Origin of the sequence: Glutamicibacter uratoxydans (assembly GCF_050753455.1) — a bacterium.
Classification (GTDB): domain Bacteria; phylum Actinomycetota; class Actinomycetes; order Actinomycetales; family Micrococcaceae; genus Glutamicibacter; species Glutamicibacter uratoxydans_A.
Window position 1 is genome coordinate 2,237,606 of sequence record NZ_CP192736.1, and the last position, 21,195, is coordinate 2,258,800.

At 59.2% G+C, this 21,195-nt stretch carries 24 protein-coding genes; 11 read left to right on the top strand and 13 right to left on the bottom strand.

Going from position 1 to position 21,195, the window contains the following annotated elements; genetic code table 11:
- Positions 1-29: 29 nt before the first annotated feature.
- Positions 30-944: a DNA-methyltransferase gene (locus tag ACQQZ8_RS10195; RefSeq protein WP_431709721.1), complete on the top strand. Its 915-nt coding sequence runs from the start codon at positions 30-32 to the stop codon at positions 942-944.
- On the opposite strand, the gene ACQQZ8_RS10200 is transcribed toward ACQQZ8_RS10195, so the two are convergent.
- On the bottom strand, positions 899-1,744 hold the full coding sequence (locus ACQQZ8_RS10200; protein ID WP_431709722.1) for a PHP domain-containing protein: 846 nt from the start codon (positions 1,742-1,744) through the stop codon (positions 899-901). The two genes, ACQQZ8_RS10195 and ACQQZ8_RS10200, sit on opposite strands and share 46 nt — an antisense overlap.
- Positions 1,745-1,809: 65 nt before the next feature.
- On the opposite strand from ACQQZ8_RS10200, the gene ACQQZ8_RS10205 reads away from it, so the two are divergent.
- The gene (locus tag ACQQZ8_RS10205) at positions 1,810-3,357 is read left to right on the top strand and encodes an aminopeptidase P family protein (protein ID WP_431709723.1); all 1,548 of its coding nucleotides are present in this window, start codon (positions 1,810-1,812) and stop codon (positions 3,355-3,357) included.
- A gap of 81 nt (positions 3,358-3,438) precedes the next feature.
- Here the strand turns inward: ACQQZ8_RS10205 and ACQQZ8_RS10210 are convergent, their stop codons facing one another.
- Positions 3,439-4,305, bottom strand: coding sequence for a general stress protein (locus ACQQZ8_RS10210; protein WP_431709724.1), 867 nt, complete (start codon positions 4,303-4,305; stop codon positions 3,439-3,441).
- A gap of 134 nt (positions 4,306-4,439) precedes the next feature.
- Here ACQQZ8_RS10210 and ACQQZ8_RS10215 point away from each other — a divergent pair, with 134 nt between their 5' ends.
- The 3 genes from ACQQZ8_RS10215 to ACQQZ8_RS10225 are packed head-to-tail and all read left to right on the top strand — an operon-like array spanning position 4,440 to position 7,438.
- Positions 4,440-5,690, top strand: a complete 1,251-nt coding sequence (locus ACQQZ8_RS10215) for a magnesium transporter MgtE N-terminal domain-containing protein (RefSeq protein WP_431709725.1) — start codon at positions 4,440-4,442, stop codon at positions 5,688-5,690.
- A 36-nt stretch (positions 5,691-5,726) separates the two neighbouring features.
- Positions 5,727-6,338: a DUF1003 domain-containing protein gene (locus tag ACQQZ8_RS10220; RefSeq protein WP_431709726.1), complete on the top strand. Its 612-nt coding sequence runs from the start codon at positions 5,727-5,729 to the stop codon at positions 6,336-6,338.
- Entirely contained in the window at positions 6,335-7,438 is a 1,104-nt protein-coding gene (locus ACQQZ8_RS10225) for an Mrp/NBP35 family ATP-binding protein (RefSeq protein WP_431709727.1), read from the top strand. The genes ACQQZ8_RS10220 and ACQQZ8_RS10225 overlap by 4 nt, the downstream gene beginning before the upstream one ends.
- A 71-nt stretch (positions 7,439-7,509) precedes the next feature.
- Here ACQQZ8_RS10225 and ACQQZ8_RS10230 read toward each other — a convergent pair whose 3' ends face one another.
- Both ACQQZ8_RS10230 and sigE read right to left on the bottom strand, forming a co-directional pair.
- Entirely contained in the window at positions 7,510-7,899 is a 390-nt protein-coding gene (locus ACQQZ8_RS10230; RefSeq protein WP_431709728.1) for a sec-independent translocase, read from the bottom strand.
- 73 nt (positions 7,900-7,972) lie between these two features.
- Positions 7,973-8,578 (bottom strand): RNA polymerase sigma factor SigE, encoded by a 606-nt coding sequence (sigE, locus tag ACQQZ8_RS10235; RefSeq protein ID WP_431712177.1) that lies wholly within the window; start codon positions 8,576-8,578, stop codon positions 7,973-7,975.
- A gap of 147 nt (positions 8,579-8,725) precedes the next feature.
- Here sigE and ACQQZ8_RS10240 point away from each other — a divergent pair, with 147 nt between their 5' ends.
- Positions 8,726-9,373, top strand: a complete 648-nt coding sequence (locus tag ACQQZ8_RS10240) for an O-methyltransferase (protein WP_431709729.1) — start codon at positions 8,726-8,728, stop codon at positions 9,371-9,373.
- A 119-nt stretch (positions 9,374-9,492) separates the two neighbouring features.
- On the opposite strand, the gene ACQQZ8_RS10245 is transcribed toward ACQQZ8_RS10240, so the two are convergent.
- The 3 genes from ACQQZ8_RS10245 to ACQQZ8_RS10255 all read right to left on the bottom strand — a co-directional run bounded on the left by ACQQZ8_RS10245 (position 9,493) and on the right by ACQQZ8_RS10255 (position 10,871).
- The gene (locus ACQQZ8_RS10245; RefSeq protein WP_431709730.1) at positions 9,493-9,660 is read right to left on the bottom strand and encodes a DUF3117 domain-containing protein; all 168 of its coding nucleotides are present in this window, start codon (positions 9,658-9,660) and stop codon (positions 9,493-9,495) included.
- A 129-nt stretch (positions 9,661-9,789) separates the two neighbouring features.
- Positions 9,790-10,137: a DivIVA domain-containing protein gene (locus tag ACQQZ8_RS10250; RefSeq protein WP_431709731.1), complete on the bottom strand. Its 348-nt coding sequence runs from the start codon at positions 10,135-10,137 to the stop codon at positions 9,790-9,792.
- On the bottom strand, positions 10,137-10,871 hold the full coding sequence (locus ACQQZ8_RS10255; RefSeq protein ID WP_431712178.1) for a TIGR00730 family Rossman fold protein: 735 nt from the start codon (positions 10,869-10,871) through the stop codon (positions 10,137-10,139). Before ACQQZ8_RS10255 ends, ACQQZ8_RS10250 begins: the two co-directional genes overlap by 1 nt.
- A gap of 440 nt (positions 10,872-11,311) precedes the next feature.
- On the opposite strand from ACQQZ8_RS10255, the gene ACQQZ8_RS10260 reads away from it, so the two are divergent.
- From ACQQZ8_RS10260 to ACQQZ8_RS10275, 4 genes are all read left to right on the top strand, one after another.
- Positions 11,312-12,085 carry an amino acid ABC transporter ATP-binding protein gene (locus ACQQZ8_RS10260; RefSeq protein WP_431709732.1) on the top strand — a complete coding sequence of 258 codons (774 nt, stop codon included), beginning with the start codon at positions 11,312-11,314 and terminating at the stop codon, positions 12,083-12,085.
- A gap of 29 nt (positions 12,086-12,114) precedes the next feature.
- Positions 12,115-12,945, top strand: a complete 831-nt coding sequence (locus ACQQZ8_RS10265) for a glutamate ABC transporter substrate-binding protein (protein ID WP_431709733.1) — start codon at positions 12,115-12,117, stop codon at positions 12,943-12,945.
- Between the two features lie 143 nt (positions 12,946-13,088).
- Positions 13,089-13,766: an amino acid ABC transporter permease gene (locus tag ACQQZ8_RS10270; protein WP_431709734.1), complete on the top strand. Its 678-nt coding sequence runs from the start codon at positions 13,089-13,091 to the stop codon at positions 13,764-13,766.
- Positions 13,763-14,674 (top strand): amino acid ABC transporter permease, encoded by a 912-nt coding sequence (locus tag ACQQZ8_RS10275; RefSeq protein WP_431709735.1) that lies wholly within the window; start codon positions 13,763-13,765, stop codon positions 14,672-14,674. The genes ACQQZ8_RS10270 and ACQQZ8_RS10275 overlap by 4 nt, the downstream gene beginning before the upstream one ends.
- A gap of 88 nt (positions 14,675-14,762) precedes the next feature.
- Here ACQQZ8_RS10275 and dapE read toward each other — a convergent pair whose 3' ends face one another.
- Positions 14,763-15,839, bottom strand: coding sequence for a succinyl-diaminopimelate desuccinylase (gene dapE, locus ACQQZ8_RS10280; RefSeq protein ID WP_431712179.1), 1,077 nt, complete (start codon positions 15,837-15,839; stop codon positions 14,763-14,765).
- Positions 15,840-15,926: 87 nt separating this feature from the next.
- On the opposite strand from dapE, the gene dapD reads away from it, so the two are divergent.
- A complete protein-coding gene (dapD, locus tag ACQQZ8_RS10285; protein WP_431709736.1) occupies positions 15,927-16,880 on the top strand; it encodes a 2,3,4,5-tetrahydropyridine-2,6-dicarboxylate N-succinyltransferase in 954 nt (317 codons plus the stop codon).
- A gap of 90 nt (positions 16,881-16,970) precedes the next feature.
- Here dapD and ACQQZ8_RS10290 read toward each other — a convergent pair whose 3' ends face one another.
- From ACQQZ8_RS10290 to fdxA, 5 genes are all read right to left on the bottom strand, one after another.
- Positions 16,971-17,228 (bottom strand): hypothetical protein, encoded by a 258-nt coding sequence (locus ACQQZ8_RS10290; RefSeq protein WP_431709737.1) that lies wholly within the window; start codon positions 17,226-17,228, stop codon positions 16,971-16,973.
- A gap of 219 nt (positions 17,229-17,447) precedes the next feature.
- On the bottom strand, positions 17,448-18,062 hold the full coding sequence (locus tag ACQQZ8_RS10295; protein WP_431709738.1) for a hypothetical protein: 615 nt from the start codon (positions 18,060-18,062) through the stop codon (positions 17,448-17,450).
- A gap of 145 nt (positions 18,063-18,207) precedes the next feature.
- Positions 18,208-19,488, bottom strand: a complete 1,281-nt coding sequence (locus tag ACQQZ8_RS10300) for a citrate synthase (protein WP_431709739.1) — start codon at positions 19,486-19,488, stop codon at positions 18,208-18,210.
- 104 nt (positions 19,489-19,592) lie between these two features.
- Positions 19,593-20,702: a succinyldiaminopimelate transaminase gene (gene dapC, locus ACQQZ8_RS10305; protein WP_431709740.1), complete on the bottom strand. Its 1,110-nt coding sequence runs from the start codon at positions 20,700-20,702 to the stop codon at positions 19,593-19,595.
- Positions 20,703-20,715: 13 nt separating this feature from the next.
- Positions 20,716-21,039, bottom strand: a complete 324-nt coding sequence (gene fdxA, locus ACQQZ8_RS10310) for a ferredoxin (protein WP_431709741.1) — start codon at positions 21,037-21,039, stop codon at positions 20,716-20,718.
- Positions 21,040-21,195: the final 156 nt, after the last annotated feature.

Consider the following 21,195-nt stretch of genomic DNA (forward strand, 5'->3'; position numbering starts at 1 on the left):
ACCGATCGATGAAAGGAAAAGAACAGCTCGTGTCATTATCATCCGCCACGGCGGGCTCCGAAGCTTTTGATCCGCAGGGGCCAAACACCGTGATTCATGGTGATAACTTAGGCGTGCTTTCCCAGCTGCCCGATGCCAGTTTTTCTCTGATTTACGTCGATCCTCCGTTTAATACCGGTCGCCGACAGACTCGTGCGGCGCGCACCATGGCGCGTGCCGCAGAGGGTGAAGGCGACCGGGTCGGTTTCAAGGGCTTGAGCTATGTCACCGAACTGGGGCAGGCTCGCTCCTACACGGACACCTTTGAGAACTATTTGGAGTTCATCGCTCCACGACTCATCGAAGCGCACCGGCTGCTCGCCGAGGACGGAACCTTGTACGTCCACCTGGATTACCGAGAAGTGCACTATGTGAAGGTGCTACTCGATGAGATTTTTGGGCGCGAAAACTTCTTGAACGAATTGATCTGGGCTTATGACTACGGAGCCCGGGCCACCCGTCGTTGGCCAGCCAAACACGACACCATTTTGGTGTACGTCAAGGACGCCAAGAAATACCATTTCGATTCGGCCGAAGTGGACCGCGAACCCTATATGGCCCCCGGCCTAGTCACCCCCGAAAAACGAGAACGCGGCAAGCTGCCCACCGACGTGTGGTGGCACACCATCGTCTCTCCCACCGGGAAAGAAAAGACCGGTTACCCCACGCAAAAACCCGAAGGGATCTTGCGTCGAATTATCACCGCGTCCTCGCGTCCGGGAGATTGGGTGTTAGATTTCTTTGCCGGCTCCGGCACCACCGGAGCCGTGGCGGCCAAGCTGAACCGAAAGTTTCTGCTAATTGATCAGAACCCGCAGGCCATCGAGGTGATGCGTTCACGGCTGGGCGAACAGACCGCCTATATCGATGCCATGGATCCGGTGCCAGCGGACAATATCCGCTGAAGCATCGCCGGGTCGGTGGAGTTCTCCCCCAAACGGTTAGGTTTACCGGCCCCGTGATAATCCGAGGACCCGGTCACGATCAGATCATGTTTGCGGGCCAGGTCGGTCAGGAACTTTTTGCCGGTCACCGAATTATCCCGGTGATGGATCTCCAGCCCGGCCAATCCAGCCTCGATCAACTCTTCAAAATACTCCGCTGGCACCACCCGGCCGCGCACCGAGGCCATGGGGTGAGCAAACACCGGCACCCCACCGGCTTCCAACACCAACCGCACCGCGTCTACCGCGTCAACTGCCGGGTGCGAAACATAGTAGCGGGAACGTGAAGATAGCATGCTGGAGAACGCTTCATCCCGGTTGATCACCACCCCAACACTAACTAGCGCATCGGCGATGTGGGGGCGCCCAACGGTGCTGCCTGGCTGAGTGTGTTCTTGCACCAGCTCCCAGCTAATCGGATAGTCTTCGGCCAGTAGTCCCACAATTCGTTGCGCCCGGGATTCTCGGGACGTGCGGGTCACATCCAGCACGTCCAGCAGCGGCTGGTAGTGCGGGTCGTGTAGATAACTGAGCATATGAACGGACCCGCCCACCGAAGCATGGCAAGTGATTTCCATCCCTGGAACGAACCCGACTCCCAGATCAGCGGCGGCGTTGCGGGCTTCCTCCCAGCCGGTGGTTTGATCGTGGTCGGTCAGCGCCAGCACATCTACTCCGGCCGCGGCGGCGGCACGTATTAACTCGCGTGGCCGTTGTGTGCCGTCGGAGATATTCGAGTGGGTGTGCAGGTCGATCAACATGGCACTAGACTATCGCCTCACCCGCGGCTTTGTGTGTAGCCGGGGGCAGGTGACAAGATTGAACTATGACCAGTGAAGCATCAAATACCCCGGGTAACGATCAACCCATCGAAGATCGAGTCAATAACCGCTCGCAGCGACCCACTTCGCGAGCATTCCAAGAATTTATGGCCTCAAGCTGGGCCCCGGACACCTCCGACTTGCCTGAGGCGGACGCAGCAGCCAGCTACGCGGCAACCCGCCGCGCCGCCCTGTCTGCCCGCTTCCCTGGTGAACGTCTGGTCATCCCGGCCGGCCCGTTGAAGGTGCGCAGCAACGACACCGACTACCGTTTCCGTCCGCATTCTGCCTTCGCGCACCTGACCGGGCTCGGGGTGGATCATGAACCGGATGCTGTCCTGATCCTGGAGCCCACCGATGAGGGTGCCGGAGACCAAGGTGGCAATCACGCCGCCACCTTGTACTTCGCCCCGATGGCCGGACGCGACTCCACCGAGTTCTATTTGAACTCCCGTTCCGGAGAGTTCTGGATCGGCCCACGCCCCACCCTGTCCACCATGTCCGCACGCACCGGGATGCCCACCGAGGGCTTGGAGCAGCTGGAAGTTGCCATCACCAAGAATTCCGGTCCGCAAGCTCTCGGCGGGATCCGGATCCGGCTGGTACGCGAGGTGGACCTGAATGTCGAGGCACTAGTAGACACCTCCCGCATCAACACCGGACAGGATCTGGAAGCTTCCGACGCGCTGGACAATGAGCTGGCCGAATTCGTATCCGAACTGCGGCTAATCAAGGACGAGTACGAAATCGCCGAGCTGCAGGGCTCGGTGGACGCCACCATCGCCGGATTCGAAGATGTGGTCCGGCAGCTGGACAAGGCCGTCGCCCACGAGCGGGGCGAACGCATTGTGGAGGGGGCTTTCTTTGCTCGGGCCCGCGCCGAAGGCAACGAACTGGGCTATGACACCATTGCTGCCAGTGGTAATAACGCCACCATCTTGCACTGGATCCGCAACAACGGCACCGTGCGCGAGGGTGATGTGCTGCTCTTGGACGCCGGAGTGGAAGCTGAATCGCTGTACACTGCGGATTTGACCCGGTCTCTGCCGGTCTCCGGAACCTACACCCCGATCCAACGCAAGATTTACCAAGCGGTTTTGGATGCCGCCGATGCCGCGTTCGCCGCGGTGAAGCCGGGTCTGAAGTTCCGCGACCTGCATCAGATCGCCACCCGGGTGCTCGCCGAGAACCTTGATGCGTGGGGTCTGCTGCCGGTGTCCTTGGAGGAGGCGCTCTCCCCCGAGGGGCAGCATCACCGCCGCTGGATGCCGCACGGCACCAGCCACCACTTGGGTCTGGACGTCCACGACTGCGCGCAAGCTCGCGCCGAGCTCTACCTGGATGCCGAACTGCAAGAAGGCATGGTCTTCACCATCGAGCCTGGCCTCTACTTCAAGCAGGAAGATCTGGCCATTCCCGAAGAGTACCGCGGTATCGGGGTGCGGATTGAAGATGACATTCTGGTAACTGCTGAGGGCGGGGTGAACCTCTCCGCCGCGCTGCCACGTGAGCCGGACGCGGTCGAGGCGTGGATGGCGAAGTTGCGCGGCTAAGCGCCGGCAGCTACCTCCCAGATATAAGTCAGGGCCCGCGGAAAATTTCCGCGGGCCCTGACTTATTGTGCGCTAAAAGTTTTATCGGGAGGTATTTTCCTCGCTCGGTTCCTGCTCTTCGGGCTTCTCAACCGAGGCCTCCGAAGCCGCCGAGGGGTGCTGGCCAGTAGCGGTGTTCACCCGCGGTTCGGTATCGGCCGGGTTCGCTCCGGAGTTGGCAGGCTGGTCCTGCTGTGGCTCTGTCGTGGGAGTCTGCGGCTGCGCTGGCGGAGTGACACGCACTCCATAACGCGGACGCCCATCGGGCAGATCCGGGAAGGTGCCGCTGGGACCGGAACTTGCCGGTTGCTCGGCAGCTGGCTGTTGCGCGGTATCGCCGCTCGGGGCCGCAGCTGGCGGGGCTTGGACCGGTGGCTGCGGGGCTACTGGGGTTTGGCGTGGTGGCTGAGCTACCGGCTGTCCGGGATGCATCGGCAACTTGGCGGCCAAGGAACGGGCGGCCTGCGCGTTGGCAAAATCCACCACCACGTCATAGCTGGTGGCCACGAACTGGCTAGAGGAGGCAAAGTCACGCTTCCCGCGGCGCAGCGAGTAGCTGATCACCCCGGAAATCATCCAGATCGCCATGCCCAATCCAATGGCTGAAAGGATCTGGTACAGACCGCTGCCCGGGCTGAAAAGCGAAAGCAGTAGGCCGACAAAGAAGCCCATCATCGCGCCCTGCGCGGCACCGGCCAGCGCCACCTTCGGGTAGGAAAGCTTCGCTGTCACTCGCTCCACGGTGCGCAGATCATTGCCCACGATGGTCACCGAGGCGACCGGGAAATCATTGTCGGCCAGATAGTCGACGAGTTTCTGGGCATCGAGGTATGAGGTGTAGCGTCCGAGCAGTTCACCGCGAGGCAAACCGCCGGTGCTCATTGATTTGGCTCCAAGCGGCGAGGTCATACTTACATTGTGCACGTATTTGCTGTGTGCCGCCCATTATCGGCCCGGACTATCGCTGAGGGTGAAAGGCCCGGCCGGTCACACACCCAGTAACTGCGGGGATTTGGGCTAGTTCTCACGATACGCTTAGGTACGTGAGCACTACACCATCGCAGATCTTTGTGGCCCGACTGCTCGGGCTGGACGTCTTCGACCCGTTAGGTGACCGGTTGGGTCGTTTGCGTGATGTGGTGGTGCTCTCCCGCGGGCCAAATAAGCCCGCCGCCTGTGTGGGTGTAGTGGTCGAAGTTCCCGGCAAACGCCGGGTGTTCGTGCCAATGACTCGCATTCAGGCCATGGAATCCAGTCAGGTGATCTGTTCTGGGTTGGTCAACATGCGCCGTTTCCGGCAACGTGGCGCCGAAACTCTGGTAGCCGCGGAAATTTTCGACCGCAAAATCACCTTCCGTGACGGCTCCGGTAGCGGGGTGGTCGAAGATGTGGGACTCATCCAAACCCGGATGGGCGACTGGGAAGTGAACGAATACTTCGTGCAGCGTGGGGAACCCGGTTCCAGTCTCCTGGGGTTGCGCCGCACCAAACGCCACCGGGTGCTGGTGTCTTGGGAACAAATCAACCAAGCTGGACAGCACGAGCCCCAGTCCGCGGACACGTTCGTGGCGGCCCACGATGAAATGAAGGCCGCGGACTTCGCCGACGCACTGCATGAGATGAACGAGAAACGCCGGCTAGAAATCGCCGCGCACCTGCAAGATGACCGGCTCGCTGACGTGCTGCAGGAACTGCCGGACCGTGAACAGGTTCAAATCCTCTCCGCGTTGGGGCTGGAACGCGCCGCGGACGTGCTGGAAGAAATGGACCCGGATGACGCCGCGGACCTTTTGGCCGAGCTGAACGATGACACCAAAACCCAGCTGCTGGACCTGATGAACGAAGATGAGGCCGAGGACGTGCGTCGCCTGTTGGCCTATCCCGAAGGTACCGCAGGCTCGGTGATGACCCCGGTCCCGGTGATCCTCACCCCCGAATCCACGGTGGCTGAGGCCCTAGCCTATGTGCGCCGTGAGGAACTCTCCCCCGCGCTGGCATCGGCCGTGTACGTGGTTCGGCCGCCCTTGGAAACCCCCACCGGAAAGTACTTAGGCGCGGTTCATATTCAGGCGCTCTTGCGCGCCGCGCCCCCTGAACCCTTGGGTGACATTCTGGATAGAGAGTTGGAGCCGATCTCCGATGTTGCCCCGATCAGCGAGGTGGTGCGCCATTTGGCGACCTACAACCTCACCTCGCTGGGAGTCGTCAATTCGGAAGGCCGACTGGTTGGGGCGATCACCGTCGATGACGTCCTGGATCACCTGCTACCCGAAGATTGGCGCAGCGAAGACTAAGTCCGATATACCCGCACCACCCAAGGAGCAGCACGAATGCCCGAGCAGCGTAAAACCGGCGGTCTAGACACCCCGTTGTCGGCCCGCGCCCGGCTCTTGCCCCGCTTCAACCCGAACCCCGATGCCTTCGGATCCACCACCGAGAAGTTCGCCCGTTTTATGGGCACTCCGCAGTTCCTGGTCTACATGACGATTTTCTGTCTGTTCTGGCTGGCGTGGAACACCTGGGGCCCTGAGCAGTGGCGTTTTGACTCGGCCACGCTGGGTTTCACCGCGTTGACGCTGATGCTGTCCCTGCAGGCCTCCTATGCGGCCCCGTTGCTGTTGCTGGCGCAGAACCGGCAGGATGACCGCGACCGGGTCTCGCTCACCGAAGACCGTGCCCGGGCCGAACGCAACCTTTATGACACCGAATACCTCACCCGAGAGTTGGCCAGCTTGCGCTTGGCCATGCAGGATGTGGCCACCCGCGATTACGTCCGCTCGGAGCTGCGCAACGTGTTGGAGGAACTACTAGAAACCGGCGACGGGGAAGAGTTGCATCTGCGGGCCAAGAATCCACGACGTAAATCCTCCGCGCCGGCCACCGGGCTCATTCCCCAGGTGGACCCACCATCAACCAAACAGACGAAACAAGGCGGCAAGTGAGCACAACCGAGGAACTCTTTCAGGCGCTAACTACGGTCAATGACCCGGAGCTTCGCCGTCCGATCACCGAACTGAACATGGTGGCTTCAGCCGAAATGGACGGGGACACCGCGGTGATCAAAGTGTTGCTGACCATTGCCGGATGCCCGATGCGTTCAACCATCGAAGATGAGGTGCGGGCCGCGGTCGCCCCCCTCCCCGGGGTCAACCAGGTCCGCGTCGAATTGGGGGTGATGAGCCCCGAACAGCGGCAACAACTGCGTGATTCGCTAGCTTCCACCCGCACCCCATTCTCCGATCCGTCCTCGCTGACCCGCCTCATCGCTGTCGCCAGCGGCAAGGGCGGTGTGGGTAAGAGTTCGATCACCGTCAATCTGGCCGCGGCGCTGGCCGCCGATGGTCTCAAGGTCGGGCTAATCGATGCCGACGTGCACGGCTTCTCGATCCCGGCGTTGATGGGCACCAGCCAGAATCCCACCCGTGTCGATGAGATGATCCTGCCCCCGGTGGCGCACGGGGTGAAGCTGATTTCCATCGGCATGTTCTTGGATAGCAACCAGCCAGTGATCTGGCGCGGACCGATGTTACATCGCGCCTTGGAACAGTTCCTTTCCGACGTGTATTTCGGAGATCTGGATGTGCTACTGCTGGATTTGCCCCCAGGTACCGGGGACATCGCCATCTCGGTGGCCCAATTGCTACCCAACTCCGAACTGTTGGTCATCACCACCCCACAGTCCACTGCGACCCAGGTAGCCGAACGAGCCGGAACCATTGCACTGCAGACCAAGCAGAAGGTCATTGGTGTCGTGGAAAATATGAGCTACCTGCAGCTGCCGGATGGCTCACAAATGGAGATCTTCGGCTCCGGCGGCGGTGACGCGCTCAGCAGCACGCTGAGCGAACAGCTCGGATATTCGGTGCCGCTCTTAGGACAGCTTCCCTTGGAGGAGGCGTTACGGCAGGGTTCTGATGTGGGCACCCCGGTGGTACTGGCCAACCCGCAGGCCGAAGTCTCGCAGCGGCTTCGACAGATCGCACGCACTTTAGTGCAGCGCCCCCGGGGGCTGGCCGGCCGGGCCCTACCGCTGAATTTCTAGCGTCCTGCCGGGTGCGGCAAATTTGGGTAAGAACACGCAAGCGGGCTGACCGTGGGGTGCACGGGCGGAGTTTAGGTGGCTTCGGTGTCGAAAGGCGCCGGTTCACTCGGCGCCAGACGTTCGTTGAGCACTGGGACAATGGATTTTCGGACCGGTGCCGGGGCCCCGGCCGGAGCCTTGGCTGCCTTGACCGCATCGTCGAACTCGTCGACTAAGGCTTCTTTGATAATCCGACGAGGGTCGTATTGGCGCGGATCCAGTTTGCTCCAGTCCATATCGGCGACCTCGTCGCCGACTTCTTCACGCAACTGTTCACGGGCGCCATTAGCCATGCGGCGCAGTTCCTTGACCAGATTTGCCAGCTTTTTGGCATACTCCGGCAGCTTCTCGGGGCCCAAAATGACCACCGCAAGAATAGCGAGAACGACAAACTCGCCACCGTTAATACCTATAAAGCCCACGCTAAAAGATTACCTTGTCTGCGCCTGTTCTTCGAAGCCGGCGACTTTCACCGCGCGCGCCCACCGCCGATACTTAGCCTGCTGAGGGCAGAATTTTGCTGGTAATGCGCGGCAGAGAGACGGTGCGTGGGGCCCGCATGCGAGCCGGGTCACGATGTGCCAGCGCGTCGCGTAGCATCGCCCGGCCGCGGTGGATGCGCGAGCGCACGGTACCGAGTTTAATCCCCAAAATCTGCGAGACTTCCTCATAGGAGTAGCCCTCCAAATCGCAGAGCACGATGGCCGCGCGGAAGTCCGGAGCCAGGGCTTTCAGCGCTTCTTGCACGTCGATGTCGAGATTATTGAATTCAAAGTTGCGTTCCGGGCCGGGCAGGGTGCCGGCAATCCGTGACTCGGCGTCCTCAGCGAAACGGTCAAACCGGATTTTGGAGCGACGCCGGGCCGAGTCCAAGAAGAGGTTAGTGGTGATGCGGTGCAGCCAGCCGCCCAAGGTGCCCGGGGTGTACTGTCCCAGCCCCTTGAAGGCGCGCACAAAGGCTTCTTGGGAGAGATCTTCGGCGTCCTGACGGTTACCGGTCAATCGGTAGGCCAGGCGAAAGATCTTCTCACCGTGTTCCGCGACCAACGCCTCCCATGTCGGGGCCGGCTCTTGGGGAACACCAACTACCTGATTCTGCATTTCGCTCACATCATAAGTCTGGCGGGTGCAGCTGAGCGCAAGCTAAGAATTCTCTGCACTACTACCCCCAGTTCGGCATCCCACGATTCGGTGACCAAGGGCGATAACATAGACCGTGCCGATACTAATGATTGAGGAACAACGCCGATGCCTTCGCTGAATACCGAATTGTTCGCCAGCTGGGCCCTTGCCCAAAATTCCGTGTCTGAGGACGAGGTACTGCAGCGCGCACGGCAACGCGGTCAGGAACTCGGAGCCAAGACCATCGACCCTGCCGGACGCGCGTTGTTGGAAGTGTTGTGCTCCTTGCATCGACCGCGCAGCGTGGTGCAGATCGGTTCCGGCGTCGGCGTGGCCTCGTTGGCGATCCTGCGCGGGATGGGTGACCGTGGCACACTGACCGTGATTGAAAGCGATCTGGAACATGTCGGCGCACTGCGCGAGGCTTTACGCGAGGACCGGATCCTGGGAGCCCGGGCACGAATCATCACCGAGCGTTCGGCCACCGTCCTGGGTCGACTCAACGACAGCTCCTACGACATGGTGCTGATCGATGCCGGGCATGCCAATCTGCTGGATTACGTCGCCGAGTCCAAACGGCTGATCGGTGCCCGCGGGGTAATTCTGATCAGTAACGCCTTCGACGAGCATCGTTTGGCCAAGCCCGCGGTACGCCAAGCATCCACGGTGGCGATGCGTGATGCGATGCGGATGCTGCGCGAAGACCCAACGATGCTATGCCACTTACTACCCACTGAGCAGGGCCTGTTCCTCGCCGTTGACCGTTCAGCGTAGCGATGCCGTGGCGGCACTGAGGCTGCGGTATCGCGCGGCGCGCACAGCTGCGCTCAGTCACCTTAAAGGTTTGAAGAAATGACAAAGGACCGGTTTGCACCGGTCCTTTATTCGTCGTTCTATTCGGTGACATCCACCAGACAATTACGCAACTCGGTGGCTTCGGTTGCATTCAACTCGACCACCAGACGACCGCCACCGTCAATTGGCAGGCGCAGGATCAAGCTTCGGCCTTCCTTGGTGACTTCCATTGGCCCATCACCGGTGCGTGGCTTCATCGCCGCCATGTAAGTTGTTCCCTTCGTCAGTAACCCGATGGGTCTTTCCCCGTGGGGCAAGATCACCCGGTCTTGGCTTGGCCCGAAGATCAACCGGGATTACCTAGTTGATCTGAAGACTCTTAGCTCCTATTATTGCTAATTTTGTCCCGTGTCGCTAATCACACGCCGAGATTCCATGTCATGAATCGTTTTTTCGAGCTCGTCAATCCGTGCTGCAAGTTGATCCAGAACGTCATCTACCTGGTCGCAACGATAGCCGCGCAGCCCGATGGAGAAACGTACCGCGTCCACGTCCGCCCGTGAGGGTTGCTTCGGCAGCAGTACCGGCGGAAGTGAGGCGTCCGGTTCTATCAGCCCCACGACCGGCTCGGTAGGAGCGCTGAAGTGTTGGCCCACCGGCCGGGCTGGTTTGCGCAGCATGGTGAGGAAAAAAGCGGCGGCACCACAGATCACGATGGCCAGGGTTATGAGTACAAATGGCATTACAGTCCCTTCGCTTGCCGTGCCGAATGAGCGTCCATCAGCGCACTGATCACCACATCGACCGCCTCGTCCGGATCGTCGGTGACGGTGAACAGGTTCAGGTCCTTGGGCGAAATGCAGCGTTCCTCGGCCACCACCTTGGTCAGCCAATCCACCAGCCCACCCCAATACTCGGAGCCAAACAGCACGATGGGGAACCCGGTGACTTTCTCGGTCTGGACGAGGGTCAGTGCTTCAAAGAGTTCATCAAGAGTTCCGAACCCGCCGGGCATCACGATGAAACCTTGGGAGTACTTGACGAAAATGGTTTTGCGCACGAAGAAGTATCGGAAGTTAATACCCTTATTGACCCACTTATTCAGGCCCGTCTCAAACGGCAGCTCGATGCCTAGACCCACCGACACTCCGTCGGCCTCATACGCGCCCTTATTGGCCGCCTCCATAATGCCCGGGCCACCACCGGTGATCGTGATCAGACCCGCTTCGGCCAGACGCGCCCCGATTCTTTCGGCCGCCTGATAGTAAGGGTTATCCTCGCTGGTCCGCGCGGAACCGAACACCGACACAGCGGGCCCAATTCCCGCCAAAGCGCCAAAGCCTGAAACGAATTCACTTTGGATGCGCAGCACCCGCCACACGTCATTGTGGGTGAAGTCTTCCTGCGAACTAGCCAGCAGATACCGGTCCAGCTGCATCCCCGGCGTCTTTCCAGGCCAGGATGCCTCCACGTGCATCTTCCGGCCCGCTCGGGCGTTCTCTTCACTCTTTCGTTTTGGAACCATGTATTTACTCTATCTGCTGTGCATGCCCTATCAGCCGAAGCTAACGCCGCACTAAGCAAACGATTTGACAACGTTCTCACCGCGACGCACCACCTGCCTACGACGGACCGTGAGAATTGTGGCACCGATTCGAGACATGAATCTAGGGTTCCTGGGCACTACACGGCGCTGCTGGCTCCCTTGCGATGGCACTTCGAATAGCCCGATTTCCGCCAAGTTCCGCAGATTCTGTGTTGACTGGCCCCCGCCGGCGACAAACCAACCGCTGAGCACTAAGCCCCGATCATTTTGGCCATGTCAGCGTCGATTCTTTGATTACCATTAGGTAACAACTTCGGCCTAGTTCCCAGATCTATCGCGTAATCGCCGTCACATCGGATAATGTCTACGGTATGAAAAGAGATCATGCCACTCAATCTTCATATGACGGCCCGATTGTCGAACTGACAAAGGTCAACAAGCATTACGGCGCCCTTCATGTTCTCAATGACATCAACTTGCAAGTCCCTAAGGGCGAAGTAGTCGTGATTCTCGGCCCCTCGGGCTCGGGCAAGTCCACCTTGTGCCGCGCGATCAATCGGCTGGAAACCATCGATGATGGAACCATCAAGATCGATGGCAAGACCCTTCCGGAAGAAGGCAAGGCGCTGGCCAACCTGCGCGCCGACGTTGGTATGGTGTTCCAGTCCTTCAACCTCTTCGCTCACAAGACCATCTTGGAGAATGTGACTCTTGGACCCATCAAGGTCAAGGGGATGAAGAAGGCCGAAGCTGAGGCCCTCGCCATGCAGTTACTCGAAAGGGTGGGTGTAGCCAACCAGGCGGGAAAGCTTCCGGCACAGCTTTCCGGCGGTCAGCAGCAGCGTGTGGCCATCGCTCGGGCGTTGGCGATGAAGCCGAAGGTGATGCTCTTTGATGAGCCAACCAGTGCGTTGGACCCGGAAATGATCAACGAGGTCTTGGACACGATGGTGGGTTTGGCCAAGGAAGGTATGACCATGTTGGTGGTCACCCACGAGATGGGCTTCGCTCGTAAAGCCGCCGATCGCGTCATTTTCATGGCCGATGGAAAGATTGTGGAACAAGCCCCACCAAATGAGTTCTTCACGAACCCACAAACCGATCGCGCCAAGGATTTCTTGGGCAAGCTGATCACCAATCACTAGCACTAACTCGCATCAAATCAGGAGGAAATATGCGTAAGACTCGTTTTGGAACCGTTGCAGCGATGGCAGCTGTTGCCGCATTGGCCATGACAGCCTGTGGTGGCTCCGGCGGTGGCGAAGGCGATGCCGACTCAATCCGCATCGGCATCAAGTTCGACCAGCCTGGTCTGGGCTTTAAGGATGGGGACAACTACACCGGTTTCGATGTTGACGTGGCCAAGTATGTGGCAACTGAACTGGGTTATACCGAGGACCAGATCGAATTCGTCTCCGCGCCATCGGCTAACCGCGAAACCATGCTGCAGAACAACCAGGTCGACATGATCTTCGCGACCTACTCGATTACCGAAGAACGCAACAAGGTTGTTGACTTCGCCGGACCATACTTCGTCGCCGGTCAGGACCTACTGGTGAGCACCGACTCGGATATTACCGGCCCAGAGGACCTGAACGGCAAGACCCTGTGCTCGGTCACCGGTTCCACCTCCGCCCAGAAGGTGAAGGACACCTACGCAGAAAACACCAACCTGCAGGAACTGCCGGGCTACGCGGAATGCGTAACCCAGATGAGCGGCGGCACTATCGACGCGGTGACCACCGATGACATCATCCTTGCCGGTCTGGCAGCTCAGCCTGCCTACCAGGGCAACTTCAAGGTTGTCGGCGCACCATTCACCGAGGAGAACTACGGTGTGGGTCTGCCCGAGGGTAGCGACAAGTGTGGCGACATCAACGCCGCGATCACCAAGATGATCGAATCCGGCGCCTGGGAAGAAGCCCTGAACGCCAACACCGAGGGCACCGGGTACACCCCGAACGCTGAGACCAACCCTCCAACCCTGGGTGATTCTTGCGCCTAAGGCCTACGGAGTGAAAAGGGGCCAAGGACCTAGCCCTTGGCCCCTTTTCGCACCCAGCGTTCCCTCCGGTGCCGTTGGCTCGGCACCGGCATCGACCCCTTAGCCACTTGGCCACACCATGGCCATCGAGATAGAGGCTTACAGTGGAGAACTATTTATCGATATTCACTGAGTACGACATTCCCGGAGCATTCTGGGTCAACATTCAACTGACTTTCTGGGCGGCGATCTTCGCCCTGATTCTGGGCACGATTTTGGCGATGCTGCGCATCTCGCCGGTGGCCAGCTTCCAAGCCATCGGCACCAGCTACGTAAACCTCATCCGTAACACCCCGCTGACCATTATTTTGCTCTTCGGTGTGCTGGCCCTCTACGGGCAACTGGGCTTCAACCTCGGCGGTGAGTTCCATGAGAACTTCTTCCGGCTGGCGGTCATGGGCCTAGCCATCTACCATGCGGCATTCGTCTGTGAGGCGATCCGTTCGGGTGTGAACACGGTTCCTTTGGGTCAGGCCGAAGCAGCACGCGCCATCGGGTTGAGCTTCATGCCCGCGGCTCGACTGATCATCCTGCCGCAGGCTTTCCGCGGGGCCATTGTTCCACTGGGTAACACCTTGATCGCACTGATCAAGAACTCCACGGTTGCCGCCGTTGGATCGGTGGCCACTGAAGCTTCCTCGGTCATGAAAACGATGATTGAGTTTCGGGCCGACATCGTGATCCCGATCTTCCTTACCTTCGCCATCGGCTTCGTAATTATTGTGATCCCGGTCGGATTGCTCACCACTTGGCTATCGAAGAAACTGGCGGTGGCACGATGAGCGCGTCCATTCTTTTCGACACCCCCGGCCCAAAGGCTCGCCGACGGATCCTGCTCATCAATGTGCTCGGCGCATTGGCTGGGTTGGCCATCTTGGCTTGGGTGGTCTTCGGGCTGGCTGCCAAGGGCCAAATGCAGGCCTCACAGTGGGATGACTTCCTTCAGGGCAGCACCTGGACCAACTACCTCTTACCGGGTCTGTATAACACGCTGACCGCAGCGGTGTTCGGTGTAGTCGGTTCGGTCATCTTCGGTCTGATCTTCGGTGTTGGTCGGCTTTCACAAAACAAGCTGATCAATGGCGTCAGTACCGTCATCGTAGAGTTCTTCCGCGCGGTGCCGGTGCTGCTGATGATCGTGTTCTTCAACGTGTTCTTCTCGCGTAGCTTGGCCCTCGGTGGAGACACCGCCATGTGGGCCGTGGTTGCCGCACTGGTTTTCTACAACGGTTCGGTGGTTGCCGAATTGGTCCGCTCCGGTGTGCATAACCTGCCCAAGGGGCAACGTGAGGCCGGTATTGCCATCGGCCTGACCCGTGCTCGTTCGCTACGGTACATCGAAATCCCGCAGGCATTGGTGGCCATGCTGCCCGCTCTGATCGGGCAGTTCATCGTGATCCTGAAGGACTCGGCACTGGGTTACATCATCAGCTTCAACGAGCTGTTGTTCTACGCCCGTACGTACACTTCCCCGAACGGGAACGTGTTGCAGGGTCTGATCGTGGCCGCCGCGATCTTTATTCTCATCAACTTCGCACTGGGTAAGGTTGCCGAGATTGTTTCGCGCCGACTCGGTAGCCGGGTGAAAAAGGATAAGAATGCGGCTGCCCCGGTAGCTGTCCCAGCCGATCAGGCCGTGACCGGTGCCACCGATCCGCAGCAGCCTACGGATCCCGACCCGAAGAAATAGTCCGCGTCACCGACGTTGACTAACCGCTCATCAACGCCTCGGCGGAGGACCAAGCCCAGAACGGGATTGGTCCTCCGCCGAGGCATTCTTAGTCTTGCAACCAGGTGCGCAAACTGCGCAGGCATTGGCGAATAGCTTCTTGGGCAACATGTTCATCGGCACTATGCGCTAATAATGCATCGCCCGGACCAAAGTTCACCGCCGGGATCCCCAGCGCAGCGAAGCGGGCCACGTCGGTCCACCCATATTTCGGCATCGGATCTTGGCCGACGGCCGCCACGAGCGAGGCGGCGATGGGCTGATCCAATCCCGGACGCGCCCCATTCGCGCCGTCGGTGCGCACCACCTCAAACCCGTCAAACAGCTCACGCACGACACGCTCGGATTCTTCCACGGTCTTACTCGGCGCGAAACGGTAATTAACCGATACCTCGCAATAATCCGGAATCACGTTGCCAGCGATCCCGCCACTAATCCGTACCGCGTTCAGCGATTCTCGGTAAGCCAGCCCGTCCACGGTCACAGTCTCGGGCTGGTACTCGCTCAACCGTTGCAAGATCGGCGCCGCGGCATGAATCGCGTTCTGCCCCATCCAGGCACGCGCCGAGTGGGCTGCCTGCCCATGGGTGCGCACTAAGAACCGGCTGGTGCCATTGCAACCACCCTCCACCGTCCCATTGGTGGGCTCCAAGAGGATCGCGAAATCCCCTTCTAAAAGATCTGGACGCGTACGTGAAAGCCGGCCCAGCCCAGATTTTGCCGCCTCAACTTCTTCGTGGTCATAAAAGATAAAGGTGATGTCATGGGCGGGGTCGGCCAGACTCGCGGCCAATGCCAACTGGACGGCCACGCCACCTTTCATGTCGGTAGCACCACGGCCATAGAGAATCCCATCGCGTACCATGCTGGGTACCGTTCCCAAGGCTTCGGGATGAACGGGCAAAGGGACTGTGTCTAAATGTCCGGCCAGAATCACCCGACGTTCGCGGCCTAACAAGGTGCGTGCCACAATCGCATCCCCATCGCGGTACAGCTCTAAATGCGTGTAATTTTGCAGAGCCGAGTAGATCAAATCGGCGAGCTGAGTCTCATTTCCGGACACCGAGTTAATGTTCAGTAGCTGCTCAGTCAGCAGCGCTACATCTGAAGTCAGATCCAGTGTCATCGCAAAATTACCCACTTTGTATTCATTTTTTACGGTCTTAACGTCATCACCCACGGTACCGCGAGCTACGGCCGGTACGATATTTTCATGACTTCAGTCGCGACAGAAACACAGGATGATCTCGTACGTCTGGCCTCCGCGCACGGTTTAGCCACCGTAGCCGAAGACGGTACCGTACTTGATGTTTGGTACCCTGCCCCGGTTCTTGGCGTCCTCGCCCAGGCACCACAAACTTCCGGGGAACTTGCTGTTTTGGCGGCCAAAGATCCCGACCGCAGGACCCGTCAAGAGGTTCTCTCACTGACCATTAACTTGGATGTGGCTCCGGCGGATACCGCCGATGTGTGGTTACGGTTGCATTTGCTCTCGCATCGGCTGGTGGAACCGAACTCCATTAACCTCGATGGGATTTTCGGGTTGCTCCCCAACATCGTATGGACCAACTTTGGCCCCTGCCAGGCCACAGACTTTGAGCTGACCCGCATGCGGCTGCGTTCGCGCGGCATCGTCAATGTCTACGGTGTGGACAAGTTCCCACGGATGCTGGACTACGTGATCCCTTCCGGAGTGCGGATCGCCGACGCCGACCGGGTCCGCCTCGGTGCCCATCTCGCCGAAGGAACCACCGTGATGCATGAAGGCTTCGTGAACTTCAATGCTGGCACGCTCGGCGCTTCCATGGTCGAGGGCCGCATCTCCGCCTCTGTGGTGGTTGGTAATGGTTCGGATGTGGGGGGCGGTGCCTCAATTATGGGAACTCTCTCCGGCGGCGGGAAGGAACGGATCACCATCGGCGAACGGGTCCTCTTAGGTGCCAACGCCGGTGTAGGGATCTCGGTGGGCGATGACTGCGTGGTGGAGGCCGGACTGTACGTCACCGCAGGCACCCGGGTGAGCTTAGCCGGGCGCACCGTGAAGGCGTTGGAACTCTCCGGAGTACCCGGGCTCCTCTTCCGCCGCAACTCACAGACCGGCGCCGTTGAAGCTCTGCCGCGTGCCGGACAACAGGTCACCCTCAACTCAGAGCTTCATTCCAACTGATCCTCACCGGATCACCAAGTGGGGGCCTCGTTCCTGAGTCAGGAACGAGGCCCCACTTTTCGCTGGCGCAAACCCGAACAACCCCGGTGACTATTGCGGTTCGCTATTGGTTCCACCATGCTCGTGGTCAAGTTTGCTGTCTCCACGGATCATCCGGTAAACCCCGTACCCCACCATGAGGGCACCCCAAATCACCGCAATCCACAGCGGACTACGAGTCACGGTATCGGCCTGTGGCACCAAGAAAATAAAAGATGCGAATCCCGCGGCGATTATCAACCCGCCTAAAGCCAAGGCTAATCCACGGTGATGAGCGGATCGGTGACCCGCTGTAGGGCTGGCACTCATGAGCTTCTCCCTTCGGCTCGTTGCCAAAGAACCGGCTTCGCGCACCGGCTCCCACGGTTAGCTGATTATTCTCATCCGTGCTGCCATAGGCCCTCCTACCCGGAACCCGAATTGCCCGTGAACCACGGGCAATTGCTCGAGCTTTTTCCGCTGTACCTTTTGATTATCCTCCCTTTGCCCGGCTCTGGAACATCCGGGGAGGAAAAGTTCATACCGATGCTACTGGGGGTCCGTTTGAAAAATCGCGCTAATGATCGGTTCCATATATCCGGCGAAGGCCTGGGCATCGTGCAGAAGCCGGCTGCTAGCTAGCACCGTGGTGCCACTCAGCCACGCCCGGGGTTCGTGCAGGGGTAGGTCCACCAATTGCACGTGGATTGCCGGGGCCCCAGGCAAGTGGTCAATGCCGCGTCGAGTCATCAGCTTCTCCACCTCGTCCAAGCGAGCGGGGATGAACTGTTTACTCCGTTGGGTGAAATCTTGCACATGGTTTTGTGCAAAGAGCGTTGCTTGGCCGTAATGGGCGTGGGCCAGCTTGCGCAATTCGGGATAACCTTGTGCGGCAAGTTCACCGAGCAAATCCGGTGCCCGCTGCTCGTTCAACGCCCGGCTGTCCTTCATCAACGAATCCCACCAGGAACACCATTCTTGGCGGATCTGACCCGGACAGTTGGAGGTTTGCCGAGCTCGTGGTTTACTCCGCTGCGCCAGTGCACTATTCGGCCCGGTATCCAGCGGATTGATCCCGCCCAGCTCCCGAAGATACAGGGCCATCAACAGTTGTGGGTTCGAGCTGACACCCAGTGACCAGTTATTACCTTGGCGGAAATACATGCGCACCCACCTTAACTAAACGATGTATGTCCCCCATAACTAACCAGAATACGCCGGAATGCTCGGTTAAAACAGAGAGCCGGCAAGGCAGCGCATCGGTCAATGCGGCGCCTTGCCGGCTCTTCAGGTCTGTGAAGAGTTGTTCTTACAGGCCTGGGTAGTTGCGTTCGGCCTGCCCGGTGTACAGCTGACGTGGGCGACCAATCTTGGTTTCGGGATCCTGCATCATTTCGCGCCACTGGGCAATCCAGCCTGGCAGACGACCGATAGCGAAGAGGACGGTAAACATCTTCTCGGGGAAACCCATAGCCTTGTAGATCAACCCGGTGTAGAAGTCCACGTTCGGGTAGAGCTTGCGGGAGATGAAGTAATCATCGTTCAGCGCCTTCTCTTCGAGGCTCATCGCGATGTCAAGCAGCTCGTTGGAGCCCTGCTTGGCCAGAATATCGTGTGCGGTCTGCTTGATGATCTTGGCGCGTGGGTCGTAGTTCTTGTACACGCGGTGGCCGAAGCCCATCAGACGTACGCCATCTTCCTTGTTCTTCACCTTCTCCATGAAGGTCTCCGGAGACACACCAGAGGACTGGATTTCGCGTAGCATCTTCAGCACTGCTTCGTTCGCGCCACCGTGGGCTGGGCCGAACAGCGCGTTAATGCCAGCGGAAACCGAGGCGAACAGGTTAGCGTCGGAGGAACCGACCAGTCGCACGGTGGAGGTAGAGCAGTTCTGCTCGTGGTCCGCGTGCAAGATCAACAGCAGATCAAGAGCCTTGACCATTTCTGGGTCCAGCTCATATGGTTCGGCGGCGGTACCGAAGCACAGGCGCAGGAAGTTCTCGACCATGTTCATCGAGTTATCCGGGTAGAGCAGTGCCTGACCGATGGACTTCTTGTGAGCGTAAGCGGCCAGCACCGGCATCTTAGCCAGCAGGCGCATGGTCGAACGCTCGACCTGCTCTTCGTTCTTCGGGTCCAGTGAATCCTGGTACCAGGTCGACAGTGCCGACACAGCCGAGGACAACACCGGCATTGGGTGCGCGTCGCGTGGGAAGCCACCGAAGAAGCCCTTGAGCTCTTCGTGCAGCAGGGTGTGGCGGCGCAGGCGATTGTCGAACTCATCAAGCTGAGTCGGGGTTGGCAGCTCACCGTAGATCAGCAAGTAGCTCACCTCGGTAAAGGAGGACTTCGCAGCCAACTGCTCGATGGGGTAACCACGGTAGCGCAAAATCCCAGCGTCACCGTCGATGTAGGTGATGGCAGACTTGGTTGCTGCGGTATTCATGAAACCCGGGTCATAGGTGACCGCACCAGTGGTCTTGAGTAACGGAGCTACATTGAGCCCTGCGTTGCCTTCTGCTGCGGGTACCACGGGAAGATCGAGGTTGATCTGCCCAAATTGCAGCTGTGCAGAATTGATTTCTGTCATTGCTTCTCCTAACCGGAAAGCGTGTAGTTCCGAAAGGTCAGTCGTCACCGTAGAACATACCGCTAATTAGTCTTTACCTGCTAATTGATGTTCCGTTACCGGGGTTAACCGGCCGTATTTAACCGTTGGACGGCTTGTGCGATGCGTTCGTCGGTTGCGGTCAACGCGATACGCACATGTTGCTCTCCGGCTTGCCCGTAAAAGGCTCCCGGTCCAGCAATAATTCCTTGTTCGGCCAGGCGCTGCATGGTCTCCCAGCTGCTGTACCCATCCGTGCACCAGAGGTAAAGTCCGGCTTCGGAGTCTTGAATCCGTAGCCCGAAATTCTCTAAGGCAGGACGTAACACTTCCCGGCGTGCCCGATATTTGTCCTTCTGAGCGGTCACATGCGCCGTGTCATCCAAGGCTACGACCATGGCGTGTTGCACCGGGGCCGGCACAATCATGCCCGCATGCTTCCGATTATTGATTAGCGAAGGCATCAGATTTGGTGCCCCCGCGATGAACGCGGCGCGATAGCCAGCGAGGTTGGATTGTTTTGAAAGTGAATATAGTGCCAGCAGGTTGTCCAGGTTTCCCTCGCACACTTGTGGATCCAGCACGCTGGGGACACCGGTTTCAAACTCGCCCCACCCAAGTTCGGCGTAACACTCATCGGAGGCCACCACTGCCCCCAGACCACGTGCCTGAGAGACCAGTGCACGTAACGACTCGATGCTGCGTACCTGACCGGTGGGGTTACCCGGGGAGTTGATCCACACCAGCTTCAGCGCGCTGCGCTCAGCTGCACTCAAGGTGTTCAGATCATCGGTGGCGATGCTGGTGGCTCCCACTAGGGTGGCACCAATGTCATAGGTTGGGTAGGCGATCCGTGGACGGACTACTACGTCCCCGGGACCCAGACCCAATAACAGCGGCAGCCAAGCTACCATTTCCTTGGATCCGACGGTCGGCATGACGTCCGCGGCATCTAAGGCGCTGACATTGCGCCGCCGTGCAAACCACCTGACGATCGCTTCCCGAACTTCGAGCGTGCCGTGGGTGGTGGGGTAACCGGGGGCGTCACTGGCCTCCCGCAGTGCTTCTTGGATCAGCGTTGGGGTGGGATCCACCGGGGTGCCAATGGACAGATCAACACTGCCCTGGGGATGCTGCGCCGCTAGGTCGCGGTATGGAGTCAGCTGGTTCCAGGGGTATTCGGGAAGCTTGAGCATAGGTGAGGGGACCTTAGTCTTGGTTCTGCGGTGGCAGCGCGGCGACCACTGGGTGGTCGGTGCCGGTGTTGCCAATTTTAGCCGCTCCGCCCGGTGAACCAATTTCGTCGAAGAAATCAACGTTCACGTTGTAATACTCGGCCCATTCCTCGGGCACGTCATCCTCGTAATAGATTGCTTCAACTGGGCAGACTGGTTCGCATGCGCCACAGTCTACGCACTCATCGGGGTGAATATAGAGCGAACGCTCACCCTCGTAGATACAGTCAACCGGGCACTCTTCGACACACGCTTTATCTTTCACGTCCACGCACGGCTGAGCGATGATGTAAGTCACGAACCCGAGACCTTTCCTTGCACTGTTACTTGTCGCGGCGCCGACATCTGACTTTGAAGCTATTACTTCTGCGGTCATGCAAGCGCTGGTTTTAGCTACCAGTCTAGTCCCGATATCCTGTGAATTGATGCCCCCTACGGATGCTGTGACATAGGG

Bases quoted from the DNA above. Each gene is read 5' to 3' on its own strand.
- ACQQZ8_RS10295 (WP_431709738.1), bottom strand. From the start codon at position 18,062: ATGTATTTCCGCCAAGGTAATAACTGGTCACTGGGTGTCAGCTCGAAC.
- dapE (WP_431712179.1), bottom strand. From the start codon at position 15,839: ATGACACTGGATCTGACTTCAGATGTAGCGCTGCTGACTGAGCAGCTA.
- ACQQZ8_RS10260 (WP_431709732.1), top strand. From the start codon at position 11,312: ATGAAAAGAGATCATGCCACTCAATCTTCATATGACGGCCCGATTGTC.
- sigE (WP_431712177.1), bottom strand. From the start codon at position 8,578: ATGCAGAATCAGGTAGTTGGTGTTCCCCAAGAGCCGGCCCCGACATGG.
- ACQQZ8_RS10205 (WP_431709723.1), top strand. From the start codon at position 1,810: ATGACCAGTGAAGCATCAAATACCCCGGGTAACGATCAACCCATCGAA.
- ACQQZ8_RS10250 (WP_431709731.1), bottom strand. From the start codon at position 10,137: ATGCCATTTGTACTCATAACCCTGGCCATCGTGATCTGTGGTGCCGCC.
- ACQQZ8_RS10220 (WP_431709726.1), top strand. From the start codon at position 5,727: ATGCCCGAGCAGCGTAAAACCGGCGGTCTAGACACCCCGTTGTCGGCC.
- dapC (WP_431709740.1), bottom strand. From the start codon at position 20,702: ATGCTCAAGCTTCCCGAATACCCCTGGAACCAGCTGACTCCATACCGC.
- ACQQZ8_RS10265 (WP_431709733.1), top strand. From the start codon at position 12,115: ATGCGTAAGACTCGTTTTGGAACCGTTGCAGCGATGGCAGCTGTTGCC.
- ACQQZ8_RS10245 (WP_431709730.1), bottom strand. From the start codon at position 9,660: ATGGCGGCGATGAAGCCACGCACCGGTGATGGGCCAATGGAAGTCACC.
- ACQQZ8_RS10300 (WP_431709739.1), bottom strand. From the start codon at position 19,488: ATGACAGAAATCAATTCTGCACAGCTGCAATTTGGGCAGATCAACCTC.
- ACQQZ8_RS10240 (WP_431709729.1), top strand. From the start codon at position 8,726: ATGCCTTCGCTGAATACCGAATTGTTCGCCAGCTGGGCCCTTGCCCAA.
- dapD (WP_431709736.1), top strand. From the start codon at position 15,927: ATGACTTCAGTCGCGACAGAAACACAGGATGATCTCGTACGTCTGGCC.
- ACQQZ8_RS10200 (WP_431709722.1), bottom strand. From the start codon at position 1,744: ATGTTGATCGACCTGCACACCCACTCGAATATCTCCGACGGCACACAA.
- ACQQZ8_RS10255 (WP_431712178.1), bottom strand. From the start codon at position 10,871: ATGCACGTGGAGGCATCCTGGCCTGGAAAGACGCCGGGGATGCAGCTG.
- ACQQZ8_RS10210 (WP_431709724.1), bottom strand. From the start codon at position 4,305: ATGACCTCGCCGCTTGGAGCCAAATCAATGAGCACCGGCGGTTTGCCT.
- ACQQZ8_RS10275 (WP_431709735.1), top strand. From the start codon at position 13,763: ATGAGCGCGTCCATTCTTTTCGACACCCCCGGCCCAAAGGCTCGCCGA.
- ACQQZ8_RS10290 (WP_431709737.1), bottom strand. From the start codon at position 17,228: ATGAGTGCCAGCCCTACAGCGGGTCACCGATCCGCTCATCACCGTGGA.